The organism is Rhodoferax sp. GW822-FHT02D07, assembly GCF_058802405.1.
Genome location: NZ_JBXAOD010000004.1, coordinates 167,608 through 179,618 on the forward strand (window position 1 = coordinate 167,608; position 12,011 = coordinate 179,618).

Here is a 12,011-nt window from a genome sequence, read left to right on the forward strand (position 1 = left end):
TCGGGGTTTTTCCGGCGCGCCTAAAATGGGCCGCATGATCTCCCGCGAACCCACCATCGAACGCTTGGCCACGGCCAAATCCCTGCTGCTCACCCCCTTCGGGCTGGACGAAAGCCATCTGTCCAAAGCCCTGCAGGAAATCCAGGCACACCAGGTGGACGAGGCGGACCTCTACTTCCAGTACACCCGCTCCGAAGGCTGGAGCCTGGAGGAGGGCATCGTCAAGACCGGCTCCTTCAGCATCGACCAGGGCGTGGGCGTGCGTGCCGTCAGCGGCGAGAAGACGGCCTTCGCCTACTCTGACGACATTTCCGAAGCCAGCCTGCTCGATGCGGCCCGCACCGTACGCTCCATTTCGGCTGCAGCCCGCACAGGACGTGCGCGGGTAGCTCCCAAAAAAGTAGCAAGCAGCCGCAGCCTCTACCCCGGTCTGGACCCCATCGCCACGCTGGACAGCAGCACCAAGGTGGAGCTGCTGGGCAAGGTGGAGAAACTGGCCCGCGCCAAGGACCCGCGCATCATTCAGGTGATGGCGGGTCTGGCGGCCGAATACGACGTGGTGCTGGTGGCGCGTGCCGACGGCACGCTGGCCGCTGATGTGCGTCCGCTGGTGCGTCTGTCGGTGACGGTGATTGCCGAGCAAAAGGGCCGGCGCGAAGTCGGTTCCGGCGGCGGTGGTGGCCGGTTCGGCCTGGCCTATTTCAGCGACGCGCAGATTGAAGAGTATGTGAACCAGGCTGTGCACGCCGCCCTGACCAACCTGGAGGCGCGCCCCGCCCCGGCGGGTGAGATGACCGTGGTGCTGGGCTCCGGCTGGCCCGGCATCCTGTTGCACGAGGCCATTGGTCACGGGCTGGAAGGCGACTTCAACCGCAAGGGCAGCAGCGCCTTCAGCGGCCGCATCGGCCAGCGCGTGGCGGCCAAGGGCGTGACCGTGCTGGACGACGGCACCATTGCCGACCGTCGCGGCTCGCTCAATGTGGACGACGAGGGCAACACCACGCAAAAGACGGTGCTCATCGAGGACGGCATTCTCAAGGGCTATATCCAGGACAACATGAACGCCCGCCTCATGGGCGTGAAGCCCACCGGCAACGGCCGGCGCGAGAGCTACGCCCATGTGCCCATGCCGCGCATGACCAACACCTACATGCTGGGTGGCGACAAGGAGCCCGAAGAAATCGTCAAGAGCATCAAGAAAGGCCTCTACGCGGTCAACTTCGGTGGCGGCCAGGTCGACATTACCAGCGGCAAGTTCGTGTTCTCGGCGTCGGAAGCCTACTGGGTGGAGAACGGCAAGATCCAGTACCCCGTCAAGGGCGCCACGCTGGTGGGCAGCGGGCCCGAGTGCCTCAAGCGCGTCTCCCTTATCGGCAATGACATGAAGCTCGACAGCGGCGTGGGCACCTGTGGCAAGGAAGGCCAGAGTGTGCCCGTGGGCGTGGGCCAGCCCACCCTGCGCATCGACGGGCTGACCGTGGGCGGCACCGCCTGAGCGGGCTGTCAGCAAGCTGTGCTACATTGAGCCCCATGCATTCCGCACGTTTCTTTTTTAGCTACTTTTGGTTCTCACGCGCATCCGGCGGTCGAGAGATCTGAACGTACCCAAAAGAAACGTCCTGAATCTTCCCAAAAAACCGCCGGCACCCCCGGCGGTTTTTTTATGCCTTTTTCATCTGCAACCTGGACTCTGGAGACCTGACATGAACGCAAAAGCCTCTGCAAGCGACGCCTGGTACGGACAGTCGCAACCCGCCGACCGCACCAGCAAGACCGACGACGAACGCATCAAGGACATCACCGTGTTGCCCCCTCCAGAGCACCTCATCCGCTTCTTCCCCATCCGCGGCAGCGCCGTGGAGAGCCTGATCTCCGACACCCGCAGCACCATCCACAACATCATGGCCGGCACGGACGACCGCCTGCTGGTCATCATCGGGCCCTGCTCCATCCACGACCCCGCCGCCGCGCTGGACTACGCACGCCGCCTCAAGACCGTGCGCGAGCAGTACAAGGACACGCTGGAGATCGTGATGCGCGTGTACTTCGAGAAGCCCCGCACCACCGTGGGCTGGAAGGGCCTGATCAATGACCCCTACCTGGACGAGAGCTTCCGCATCGACGAAGGCCTGCGCATAGCGCGCCAGCTGCTGATCGAGATCAACCGCCTGGGCCTGCCTGCGGCCAGCGAATTCCTGGACGTGATCTCGCCCCAGTACCTGGGCGATCTGATCTCCTGGGGCGCCATCGGTGCCCGCACCACCGAAAGCCAGGTCCACCGCGAGCTGGCCTCTGGCATCTCGGCGCCCATCGGTTTCAAGAATGGGACTGACGGCAACATCAAGATCGCCACCGACGCCATCCAGGCCGCGGCCGGCGGCCACCACTTCCTGTCGGTGCACAAGAATGGCCAGGTGGCGATCGTGCAGACCAATGGCAACCCGGACTGCCACGTCATCCTGCGCGGCGGCAAGACGCCTAACTATGACGCCGCCAATGTGGCCGCCGCCTGCGCCGACCTGGCCAAGGCCAAGCTGCCCCAGACCCTGATGGTGGATTGCAGCCACGCCAACAGCAGCAAGCAGCACGAGAAGCAGCTTGAAGTGGCCAAGGACATTGCGGGCCAGATCAGCGGCGGCTCGCGCAGCGTCTTCGGTGTCATGGTGGAAAGCCACCTGCAGGCCGGCGCCCAGAAGTTCACCCCCGGCAAGGACGACGCCTCCAAGCTGGAATACGGCAAGAGCATCACCGACGCCTGCCTGGGCTGGGACGATTCGCTGGAGTCGCTGGAAGTGCTGTCGGCCGCCGTCAAGGCGCGCCGCGCGAGCTGATCAGGCAGCCGGAGTGGCAGGCACCTGCGCCTGCTGCAGCATGGCATCGGCCCAGATCTGGGCTGCTGCCATGGTCTCGAAGATCTGGAAGGGCCGGCCGATGTCGGCGTAGATCTTGCGGAATTGCGGCGCCATGATGCCGCCGCCTTCCACGTCCGGCGCGATCACGAAGGCGGTCGCTACCGGGATCATGTTGTCGGGCTTGGGCGCCGCCATGATCTCGGCATAGCGCGCAATGCCCTCTGGGCTGCTCATGGCATTGCCCACCACGGCGCATACGCTCACCCACTGGCCTTGCGGCCGGCTGGCCAGCAGGTAGTCGCGCTGGGCGATCGCCAGGCAGTCCACCAGCTCGGTGTTGAACGGGCCGGTGGCTTCGTAGTGCATGAGCCGACCCTCCATCCAGATATCCACCACGCCATGGGGCGTGAACTGGGAGGTCTTGATCTGGCTGGTGCTGCTCTTCTTGGGCTTGGCTGGGGACATGTGTGCGGGAAAAGCGGCTGTCTTGTCAGTGCATCTTAGCGGGCACGGTCGTGCTTTTTTGGTGTTTTTCCACGGTCCGCGCTCAGGGTATTCCCGCAAAATTTTCAGCAAAACAGGGGCCTGGCCCCCGTTCCACTTGCGCGAGCAGCTACTGTTTTTGTAGCAACTCCAGCAGCTGGGCGTGGATGCCGCCAAAGCCGCCGTTGCTCATGCAGAGGATATGGTCGCCGGGTTGTGCCTGCGCCACCACCTGCCGGGCCAGCGTGGCGATGTGGTCCGACACCACGGCCCGCGCGCCCATGGGCGCCAGCGCTTCTGCCGCGTCCCAGCCCAGGCCGCCGCTGTGGCAGAAGGCCAGGTCGGCTTCTTCCAGGCTCCAGGGCAGCTGGGCTTTCATGGCGCCCAGCTTCATGGTGTTGGAGCGGGGCTCGAAGACGGCCAGGATGCGTGCGTTACCCACTTGGCGGCGCAGGCCGTTGACGGTGGTGCGGATGGCCGTGGGGTGGTGGGCAAAGTCGTCATACACCGTGACTGGGGTGCCGCCTGCGGCCAACGTGACCTGTCCGCGTACTTCCATGCGACGTTTTACGTTCTCAAAACTGCCCAGGGCCTGCGCAGCCACGGCGGGGCTGACGCCCACATGCTCGGCGGCGGCAATGGCAGCCAGCGCGTTGAGCTGGTTGTGCACGCCACCCAAGCTCCATTGCACGCGCGCCACGGTCTGTCCCTGGTGGAGCACGGCAAAGTCGTGCGGCTCGCCTTCGGCGCTGAAGTCGCTCACGGCGGCGCCAAAACTGCGTACTTCGCTCCAGCACCCCTGGTGCAGCACGCGGGCCAGGCTTTCCTCCAGGCCGTTGCTCACCACGCGGCCTGTGCCGGGCACGGTGCGCACCAGGTGGTGGAATTGGCGTTCGATGGCAGCGAGATCAGGAAAGATGTCGGCGTGGTCGAATTCCAGGTTGTTCAATACCGCCGTGCGCGGCCGGTAGTGCACGAACTTGCTACGCTTGTCGAAAAAGGCGGTGTCGTACTCATCGGCTTCAATGACAAAGTATTTTCCGCCGCCAAGTTTTGCGGACACGCCAAAGTTCATGGGCACACCGCCGACCAGAAAGCCGGGCTGCAGGCCGGCGCTCTCCAGCACCCAGCTCAGCATGGAGGTCGTGGTGGTCTTGCCATGGGTGCCGGCCACGGCCAGCACATGGCGGCCCTGCAGCACATGCTCGGCCAGCCATTGCGGTCCGCTGGTGTAGGGCACGCCGGCGTCCAGGATGGCTTCCATGAGCGGGAATTTGGGCGTGCCGTCGGCCAGGCGGGCGCGGCTCACCACGTTGCCGACGACATACATATCGGGTTGCAGGGCCATCTGGTCGGCGCCAAAACCTTCAATCAGTTCGATGCCCAGGGCGCGCAGCTGGTCGCTCATGGGGGGGTAGACGCCGCTGTCGCAGCCAGTGACGCGGTGGCCGGCTTCGCGGGCCAGGGCTGCCAGGCCACCCATGAAGGTGCCGCAGATGCCGAGAATATGAATGTGCATGGGCTTATTCTATGCGCCGCCAGTGCCGGCAAATTCCTGGAGATATCTGCCTCTGGCCCCCGTGGAATGTGCGCGAGCAGCTATCAAAAACGAAGCATTTCCGCAGCGTGGCAGGGTTGTGGAGGGCAGGGCACAATCGCGGCATGGACGATGTGAAAGAAGAAATAGCCGTCACTGCGGCCCGCCTGGTGGTGGAAGAAGGGCTGGAGTACGGCCCGGCCAAGCGCCGCGCTGCCAAGCAGCTGGGCCTGCCGGCACGCGCGGCCCTGCCCGACAACGAGCAGCTGGAGCGCGCGGTGGAAGAGTACATCGCCATCTTTTGCGCCGACACTCAGCCGGCCGAGTTGCAGGCCCTGCGCGAGCTGGCTCTGGAGTGGATGCAGCGCCTGGAGCCTTTCCGCCCCCATGTAGGCGGTGCCGTTTGGCATGGCACGGCGACGCGCCGTTCCGACATTTATCTGCAGTTGTTTTGCGATGATCCCAAATCGGCGGAGATTGCACTGATCGACAGGGGCGTGCGCTTTGAGGCCCGTGCCGTGCCGGGCCTGCATGGCGAGATGGTGGATGCCCTGAGCGTGCACGCCCTGTGCCGTCCGTTGGGCGAGCAGGTGGGGGTGCATTTGCTGGTGTACGACCTGGACGACCTGCGCGGCGCGCTGCAGCCCGACGCCCGCGGCCGTCGCCCGCGTGGAGATGCCGTCGCTTTGGCGCGCTTGTTACAGGAGGCTACCCATGTCTGATCAGCCCGAAGTGCCCTTTGTGTCTGACGGCCCATCACGTTCCCGCCGCTGGGCCTTGCGGGGTCTGGCCGGGGGCGCAGTACTTGCTGGCGTGGGTGTGGCTGTCTGGCGGGGTGCGGGCGATGCCCCTGCCGTGGCCGAGCCGGTGCCCGGTTTCTGGGCCCAGCATTGGGAGTCGCCCGCCGGGCAGACCGTGAGCATGCGGAGCTTTCAGGGGCGTCCGTTGGTGGTCAACTTCTGGGCCACCTGGTGCCCGCCCTGTGTGGAGGAGTTGCCGCTGATCAATCGCTTCTTCCGCGAAAACCAGACCAAAGGCTGGCAAGTGCTGGGATTGGCCGTGGACAAGAAGGCGCCGGTGAATGCCTTCCTGCAGCGCACGCCGCTGGACTTTCCCATCGCGCTGGCGGGTCTGGCCGGGGCCGATCTGGGGCGCAGCCTGGGCAACCTGAGCGGGGGCTTGCCCTTCACGGTGGTCCTGTCCAGCGATGGGGTGGTGCAGCAGCGCCGCATGGGCCGGGTGCTGCCTGCGGACCTCGACGCCTGGCTTGGGTTAAAATAGAGGCTCCACCCTAGCCGGGGCCCCTCGGTACCGAGGTATTTCGCCCCATTTCTGCCTTGTGCAATTCGCCAAATATGGCCTCATTTGCATAGTGATCGGCAAAATTATCGACTGATATTGTGTTTTTGCGGTAAATTCGCCGCTTCGCACATTTTTGGTTGTTGGAGACTCCATGGATTTACGCAAACTCAAAACCCTGATTGATCTGGTCTCGGATTCCAATGTCTCGGAGCTTGAAATTACCGAGGCTGAAGGCAAAGTCCGCATCGTCAAGGGTGGTGGTGCCGTGGTTCAGGGCTATGCACAGCCCGTGTATGCAGCGCCGCCTGCCGGTGCACCCGCAGCACCTGCAGCCGCTCCTGCCGCTGCAGTCGCAGCCCCGGCTGCTGCTCCCGCCGCTGCCGCTCCGGCGGCTGGCCACGCGGTGAAGTCCCCCATGGTGGGCACGTTCTACCGTTCTTCCGCTCCGGGTGCCAAGGCCTTCGTCGAAGTGGGAAGCACTATCAAGCAGGGCGACACAATCTGCATCATTGAGGCCATGAAGATCCTCAACGAGATCGAAGCCGACAAGTCGGGCACAGTGACCCAGATCCTCTGCGAGAACGGACAGGCTGTGGAATACGGCCAACCCCTGTTCACCATCGAATAAGCACCTCCACCCATGTTCAAGAAAATCCTGGTCGCCAACCGTGGCGAGATTGCCTTGCGGATCCAGCGCGCCTGTCGTGAGCTGGGCATCAAGGCCGTCATGGTCTATTCCGAGGCGGACCGCGAAGCCAAGTACGTCAAGCTGGCTGAAGAGGCCGTGTGCATCGGCCCCGCACCTTCGGCGCAGAGTTACCTCAATATGCCGGCCATCATTTCGGCTGCCGAGGTGACCGATGCCGAGGCCATCCACCCCGGCTACGGCTTTCTGAGCGAAAACGCGGACTTTGCCGAGCGCGTCGAGAAGAGCGGTTTCCAGTTCATCGGCCCCACACCCGAATCCATCCGCATCATGGGTGACAAGGTGTCGGCCAAGCAGGCCATGATCAAGGCTGGCGTGCCTTGCGTGCCTGGCTCGGAAGGCGCATTGCCGGACGACCCCGTACAGATTCGTCGCATTGCCAAAACCGTTGGCTATCCCGTCATCATTAAGGCAGCCGGTGGCGGCGGCGGTCGGGGTATGCGTGTTGTGCATACCGAGGCGGCGCTGGTGAATGCAGTCACCATGACCAAGGCCGAAGCGGGCGCGGCCTTTGGTAATCCTGAGGTTTACATGGAGAAATTTCTCCAGAACCCACGCCATATCGAAATCCAGATCTTGGCCGACAAGCACAAGAACGCTGTCTACCTGGGCGAGCGCGACTGCTCCATGCAACGCCGCCACCAGAAGGTGCTGGAAGAGTCTCCCGCGCCGGGCATCAACCGCAAGCTCATCGAACGCATTGGTGAGCGCTGCGTGAATGCCTGCAAAAAGATCGGTTACCGTGGCGCCGGCACTTTCGAGTTCTTGTATGAAGACGGCGAGTTCTACTTCATTGAGATGAACACCCGTGTGCAGGTCGAGCATCCCGTGACCGAAATGGTCACCGGCATTGACATCGTCAAAACCCAGATCATGGTGGCGGCCGGAGAAAAGCTGCCCTTCACCCAACGCCAGATCGAGGTGCGTGGCCACGCGATCGAGTGCCGTGTGAACGCCGAAGATCCCTACAAGTTCATCCCCTCGCCCGGCCGCGTGACCATGTGGCATGCGCCCGGCGGCCCCGGTGTGCGTGTGGACTCGCATGTCTATACCAACTACTTTGTGCCGCCCAATTACGACTCCATGGTCGGCAAGATCATCGTGCACGGCGACACGCGCGAGCAGGCCATGGCCCGCATGCGTACGGCGCTGGCCGAGACAGTGGTGGAAGGCATCAACACTAATATTCCGCTGCACCGCGAGCTGATGGTGGACGCCAAGTTCATGGATGGTGGAACCAATATCCACTACCTAGAACACTGGCTGGAACAGCACAAGCGCTAAGGCCTGCGATGTTTGAACTGCGCCTGATGTGCCCCGAAGACCGGGTCGAAACGCTGAGCGATGCGCTCGATGCGCTGGACGCGCTCAGCGTCAGCGTGGAAGACGCGGACGCCCAGACCGATGCCGAGCAAGCCCTGTTTGGCGAACCCGGCATGCCCCCGCCCAAGGATGGCTGGCAGCGCTCGCGCGTGATCGCGCTGTTTGCTGACCAGGCGCTGGCGGCTGAGGCGGCGCAGTTGTTGCAGGCGCAGGATTTCTTTGAAGGGTGCCAGGTGCTGGGCATGGCTGCGGTGCAGGAGCAGGATTGGGTGCGTTTGACGCAGTCGCAGTTCGCGCCCGTGGAGATCACGCCTGAGTTCTGGATCGTGCCGACCTGGCACGAGCCGCCTGCCCAAGCCAAACAGGTCATTCGCCTGGACCCAGGCTTGGCCTTCGGCACCGGTACGCACCCGACCACCCGCATGTGTCTGCGCTGGGTCGCACGCAACCCGGCGCAGCCCGAGGTCTTGGACTATGGCTGCGGCTCTGGCATTCTGGCCATCGGCGCGGCCAAGTTTGGTGCCCAGCACGTGGTGGCGGTGGATATTGATGAGGCTGCGGTGCAATCGACGGTGCTCAATGCTGATGCCAATGGTGTGCAGCTGCTGGCCGGACTGCCCGACAAGGCGGAAGGCCTGTACGCGCTGGTGTTGGCCAATATTCTGGCCACACCACTGAAAGTGCTTGCACCCCTGCTGTGTGCCCATGTGAAAGCGGGTGGGCATCTGGTGCTGGCTGGCATTCTGGCGCGCCAAGCCGAGGAACTGCAGGCTGCTTATGCACCCTATTGCAGCCTCGCAGTAGCCGATGAGGAAGACGGCTGGATTCTGATGACGGCTCGCCTCTGAACCTCGGGGCTGGGCCCTACAATGTGACACGATGAGCCTGATCACCCAATGCCCAGCCTGCGCCACACTGTTCAAGGTGGTCCCGGACCAGCTGCGCATTTCCGATGGTTGGGTACGCTGCGGGCAGTGCGACGAAGTCTTCGACGCCAACGCCAATCTCTATTCCGATCCCGAGCAGATTCCTGAGCCGGTAGCCCCCCAGGAGAGTGAGCAGGCGTCCCAGGCCGACGAGGACTGGAAAACCTCGCTGCGCTTTGCCGCTGAGTCGCAAGAGCCAGAGCCACTGCTGCCCGAGGAAGAAGTGACCCAGGTCGAGAACATCGAGGTGCTCGATGCTCCGCCTGTGCGCGAACGCTCTGCGCCAGATGCGCTGAATATCGCCGACGCCCAGAAGGAGTTGGACGCGCTGTTGGACCTGCGCCCCGGCCATGGGCGTGATGCGCCCGAGCCGGCGCTCGCGGATGAAGAGGATGTGCCCGCGCCCGAGCCACGCTATGCACAGGCCCAGGTCAAGACGGTGGACCCCGTCGATGCGCCCAAACTCTCCTTTATGCGCCAAGCGCGCGGACCCAGTGTGTGGCAGCGCACCAGTGTGCGGGTGCTGCTTTCGCTGGTGGCGTTGGTGTTGCTGGGTGGTCTGCTGCTGCAGGTGCTGGTGCATGAGCGCGACCGCATTGCTGCCACCGAGCCAGCGAGCCAAGAGGCTCTGGCCATGCTGTGCGAGTACCTGGACTGCAAGGTACAGCCGGTGCGCCAGATTGAATCGGTGGTCATCGACAGCTCGTCGTTCACCAAGGTGCGCGCCGATGTCTACCGCCTCAACTTCACGCTCAAGAGCACGGCTGCCATCGGTCTCGCCATGCCCGCGCTGGAGCTCACACTGACTGATATGCAGGACCAGCCTGTGGTGCGCCGCGTGCTTCTTGCGTCGGAACTGGCACCGGGCAAGGATCTGCTGGGTGCGGGCGCCGAGCTGACCACGGCCATCCCCATCAGCGTCAAATCGGGCAGCGGTACCGAGCGCATCTCGGGCTACCGCCTGCTGGCCTTCTACCCCTGAATCTTCACCCACCATGAAAAAAGCCCGAGACCCTTGCGGGTCCGGGCTTGTCAGCCTAGCGCGTAAACGCGGGCTTAGGGTTTGCTGGAGGTCGGAAACGGCCAAGCCGCTTGCGGATTCAGCGTGGTTTGTGCCGCAGGGGCAGCAGGGGCAGCCTTGGCGGCAGCGGGTGCTTTCGCTGCTTTCTTGGCAGCGGGCTTTTTCGCTGCCTTCTTCGCTACGGGCTTTTTCGCTGCAGGCTTCTTTGCAACAGCGGCCTTCTTCGCAGGGGCCTTTTTGGCCGCAGCCTTCTTGGCGGGAGCTGCCTTCTTCGCAGGGGCCTTTTTGGCCGCAGCCTTCTTGGCGGGAGCTGCCTTCTTTGCTGCTACCTTTTTAGCGGGAGCGGCCTTCTTGGCGGGAGCTGCCTTCTTTGCTGCTACCTTTTTAGCGGGAGCAGCCTTCTTGGCAGGAGCTGCCTTCTTGGCGGCTACTTTCTTCGCGGGTGCGGCTTTCTTAGCGGGAGCGGCCTTCTTAGCGGCCGGTTTTTTTGCAGTTGCCATGATTTTCTCCTTGATCAATTTACAAAGAGCACTGCCTGCCGATTGGGAGCAGGGAGTGATTCATGCCGCTGGGTTGGATCCCAGCGGCATGAACGGGGGAACACACCATCTCCGCCGCAAGCGGGTTGCGGAGGTAGTGGTGTGAAATTCTGAGAAACATAAAAGAAAGGTTTAGTCCCACGAGAGGGCGCCGCCCGACTGGTACTCGATCACGCGCGTCTCGAAGAAGTTGCGTTCCTTCTTCAGGTCGATCATCTCGCTCATCCAGGGGAAAGGGTTTTCTTCGTTGGGGAACAGCGCCTCCAGTCCGATCTGGGTGGCTCGGCGGTTGGCGATGTAGCGCAGATAGCCCTTGAACATGGAGGCGTTCATGCCGAGCACGCCGCGTGGCATGGTGTCTTCGGCGTAACGGTATTCCAGTTCCACAGCCTTTTCGAACAGGCCACGGATCTCGGCCTTGAACTCGGCTGTCCACAAGTGCGGATTCTCGAGTTTGAGCTGGTTGATGAGGTCGATGCCGAAATTGCAGTGCATGGACTCGTCACGCAGAATGTACTGGTACTGCTCGGCAGCGCCGGTCATCTTGTTCTGGCGGCCCAGTGCCAGGATCTGCGTGAAGCCCACATAGAAGAACAGGCCTTCCATGAGGCAGGCGAACACGATGAGACTCTTAAGCAACGTCTGGTCGGTCTCGGGCGTGCCGGTGTGGAAGTCGGGGTCCATGATCGCTTCGATGAAGGGGATCAGGAACTGGTCCTTGTCGCGGATGGAGGAGACTTCGTTGTAGGCGTTGAAGATTTCGCCTTCGTCCAGGCCCAGCGATTCGACGATGTACTGGTAGGCGTGCGTGTGAATGGCTTCTTCAAAGGCCTGGCGCAGCAGGAACTGGCGGCACTCGGGTGCCGTGATGTGGCGGTAGGTGCCCAGCACGATGTTGTTGGCGGCCAGCGAGTCGGCGGTGACAAAGAAGCCGAGGTTACGTTTGACGATGCGGCGCTCGTCTTCGGTCAGGCCGTTGGGGTCTTTCCAGAGCGCGATGTCGCGCGTCATGTTGACCTCTTGTGGCATCCAGTGGTTGGCGCAAGTGGCCAGGTACTTTTCCCAAGCCCACTTGTATTTGAAGGGGACGAGCTGGTTGACGTCGGTCTGGCCGTTGATGATGCGCTTGTCGTCGGCGCGCACGCGGCGCGGTGCGGCGGCTTGTGCAGCAGGCGCTGCGGCGTTCTGCACAGGAGACGAAGCGGGGGAAACAGGGGTGACTGCTGCCTGCGCGACCGACAGTTGTTCAGACGGGTCGCGCGCAAAATTTGACGACGGTGTGGGCTTGACTTCTTCGTCCCAGGACAACATAGGTATTTCCA

At 63.1% G+C, this 12,011-nt stretch carries 12 protein-coding genes; 8 read left to right on the top strand and 4 right to left on the bottom strand.

The window, feature by feature from the left end; translation table 11 throughout:
* The first annotated feature begins 34 nt into the window (after nucleotides 1-34).
* Nucleotides 35-1,495, top strand: coding sequence for a metalloprotease TldD (tldD, locus tag AC1RNN_RS11555; protein WP_493089216.1), 1,461 nt, complete (start codon nucleotides 35-37; stop codon nucleotides 1,493-1,495).
* Nucleotides 1,496-1,703: 208 nt separating this feature from the next.
* Nucleotides 1,704-2,831, top strand: a complete 1,128-nt coding sequence (locus AC1RNN_RS11560; protein ID WP_493089214.1) for a 3-deoxy-7-phosphoheptulonate synthase — start codon at nucleotides 1,704-1,706, stop codon at nucleotides 2,829-2,831.
* Here the strand turns inward: AC1RNN_RS11560 and AC1RNN_RS11565 are convergent, their stop codons facing one another.
* Both AC1RNN_RS11565 and mpl read right to left on the bottom strand, forming a co-directional pair.
* A complete protein-coding gene (locus AC1RNN_RS11565; protein WP_493089213.1) occupies nucleotides 2,832-3,317 on the bottom strand; it encodes a hypothetical protein in 486 nt (161 codons plus the stop codon).
* 148 nt (nucleotides 3,318-3,465) lie between these two features.
* On the bottom strand, nucleotides 3,466-4,854 hold the full coding sequence (gene mpl, locus AC1RNN_RS11570) for a UDP-N-acetylmuramate:L-alanyl-gamma-D-glutamyl-meso-diaminopimelate ligase (protein WP_493089211.1): 1,389 nt from the start codon (nucleotides 4,852-4,854) through the stop codon (nucleotides 3,466-3,468).
* 143 nt (nucleotides 4,855-4,997) lie between these two features.
* On the opposite strand from mpl, the gene AC1RNN_RS11575 reads away from it, so the two are divergent.
* From AC1RNN_RS11575 to AC1RNN_RS11600, 6 genes are all read left to right on the top strand, one after another.
* Complete coding sequence (locus AC1RNN_RS11575) at nucleotides 4,998-5,594, top strand: hypothetical protein (protein ID WP_493089209.1); 597 nt, start codon at nucleotides 4,998-5,000, stop codon at nucleotides 5,592-5,594.
* Nucleotides 5,587-6,153 carry a TlpA family protein disulfide reductase gene (locus tag AC1RNN_RS11580; protein ID WP_493089207.1) on the top strand — a complete coding sequence of 189 codons (567 nt, stop codon included), beginning with the start codon at nucleotides 5,587-5,589 and terminating at the stop codon, nucleotides 6,151-6,153. The genes AC1RNN_RS11575 and AC1RNN_RS11580 overlap by 8 nt, the downstream gene beginning before the upstream one ends.
* Nucleotides 6,154-6,325: 172 nt before the next feature.
* The gene (accB, locus tag AC1RNN_RS11585; RefSeq protein ID WP_493089205.1) at nucleotides 6,326-6,802 is read left to right on the top strand and encodes an acetyl-CoA carboxylase biotin carboxyl carrier protein; all 477 of its coding nucleotides are present in this window, start codon (nucleotides 6,326-6,328) and stop codon (nucleotides 6,800-6,802) included.
* Nucleotides 6,803-6,814: 12 nt separating this feature from the next.
* Entirely contained in the window at nucleotides 6,815-8,164 is a 1,350-nt protein-coding gene (accC, locus tag AC1RNN_RS11590) for an acetyl-CoA carboxylase biotin carboxylase subunit (RefSeq protein ID WP_493089203.1), read from the top strand.
* A gap of 8 nt (nucleotides 8,165-8,172) precedes the next feature.
* Nucleotides 8,173-9,051: a 50S ribosomal protein L11 methyltransferase gene (prmA, locus tag AC1RNN_RS11595; protein ID WP_493089201.1), complete on the top strand. Its 879-nt coding sequence runs from the start codon at nucleotides 8,173-8,175 to the stop codon at nucleotides 9,049-9,051.
* Between the two features lie 31 nt (nucleotides 9,052-9,082).
* A complete protein-coding gene (locus tag AC1RNN_RS11600) occupies nucleotides 9,083-10,111 on the top strand; it encodes a zinc-ribbon and DUF3426 domain-containing protein (RefSeq protein WP_493089199.1) in 1,029 nt (342 codons plus the stop codon).
* A gap of 74 nt (nucleotides 10,112-10,185) precedes the next feature.
* Here the strand turns inward: AC1RNN_RS11600 and AC1RNN_RS11605 are convergent, their stop codons facing one another.
* Nucleotides 10,186-10,650: a histone H1-like DNA-binding protein gene (locus AC1RNN_RS11605; protein WP_493089197.1), complete on the bottom strand. Its 465-nt coding sequence runs from the start codon at nucleotides 10,648-10,650 to the stop codon at nucleotides 10,186-10,188.
* 171 nt (nucleotides 10,651-10,821) lie between these two features.
* On the bottom strand, nucleotides 10,822-12,000 hold the full coding sequence (locus AC1RNN_RS11610; RefSeq protein WP_493089195.1) for a ribonucleotide-diphosphate reductase subunit beta: 1,179 nt from the start codon (nucleotides 11,998-12,000) through the stop codon (nucleotides 10,822-10,824).
* Between the last annotated feature and the right edge of the window lie 11 nt (nucleotides 12,001-12,011).

Coding starts and splice junctions, on each gene's coding strand:
- accC (WP_493089203.1), top strand. CDS start 6,815: ATGTTCAAGAAAATCCTGGTCGCCAACCGTGGCGAGATTGCCTTGCGG.
- accB (WP_493089205.1), top strand. CDS start 6,326: ATGGATTTACGCAAACTCAAAACCCTGATTGATCTGGTCTCGGATTCC.
- prmA (WP_493089201.1), top strand. CDS start 8,173: ATGTTTGAACTGCGCCTGATGTGCCCCGAAGACCGGGTCGAAACGCTG.
- tldD (WP_493089216.1), top strand. CDS start 35: ATGATCTCCCGCGAACCCACCATCGAACGCTTGGCCACGGCCAAATCC.
- mpl (WP_493089211.1), bottom strand. CDS start 4,854: ATGCACATTCATATTCTCGGCATCTGCGGCACCTTCATGGGTGGCCTG.
- AC1RNN_RS11610 (WP_493089195.1), bottom strand. CDS start 12,000: ATGTTGTCCTGGGACGAAGAAGTCAAGCCCACACCGTCGTCAAATTTT.
- AC1RNN_RS11580 (WP_493089207.1), top strand. CDS start 5,587: ATGTCTGATCAGCCCGAAGTGCCCTTTGTGTCTGACGGCCCATCACGT.
- AC1RNN_RS11565 (WP_493089213.1), bottom strand. CDS start 3,317: ATGTCCCCAGCCAAGCCCAAGAAGAGCAGCACCAGCCAGATCAAGACC.
- AC1RNN_RS11605 (WP_493089197.1), bottom strand. CDS start 10,650: ATGGCAACTGCAAAAAAACCGGCCGCTAAGAAGGCCGCTCCCGCTAAG.
- AC1RNN_RS11600 (WP_493089199.1), top strand. CDS start 9,083: ATGAGCCTGATCACCCAATGCCCAGCCTGCGCCACACTGTTCAAGGTG.
- AC1RNN_RS11560 (WP_493089214.1), top strand. CDS start 1,704: ATGAACGCAAAAGCCTCTGCAAGCGACGCCTGGTACGGACAGTCGCAA.
- AC1RNN_RS11575 (WP_493089209.1), top strand. CDS start 4,998: ATGGACGATGTGAAAGAAGAAATAGCCGTCACTGCGGCCCGCCTGGTG.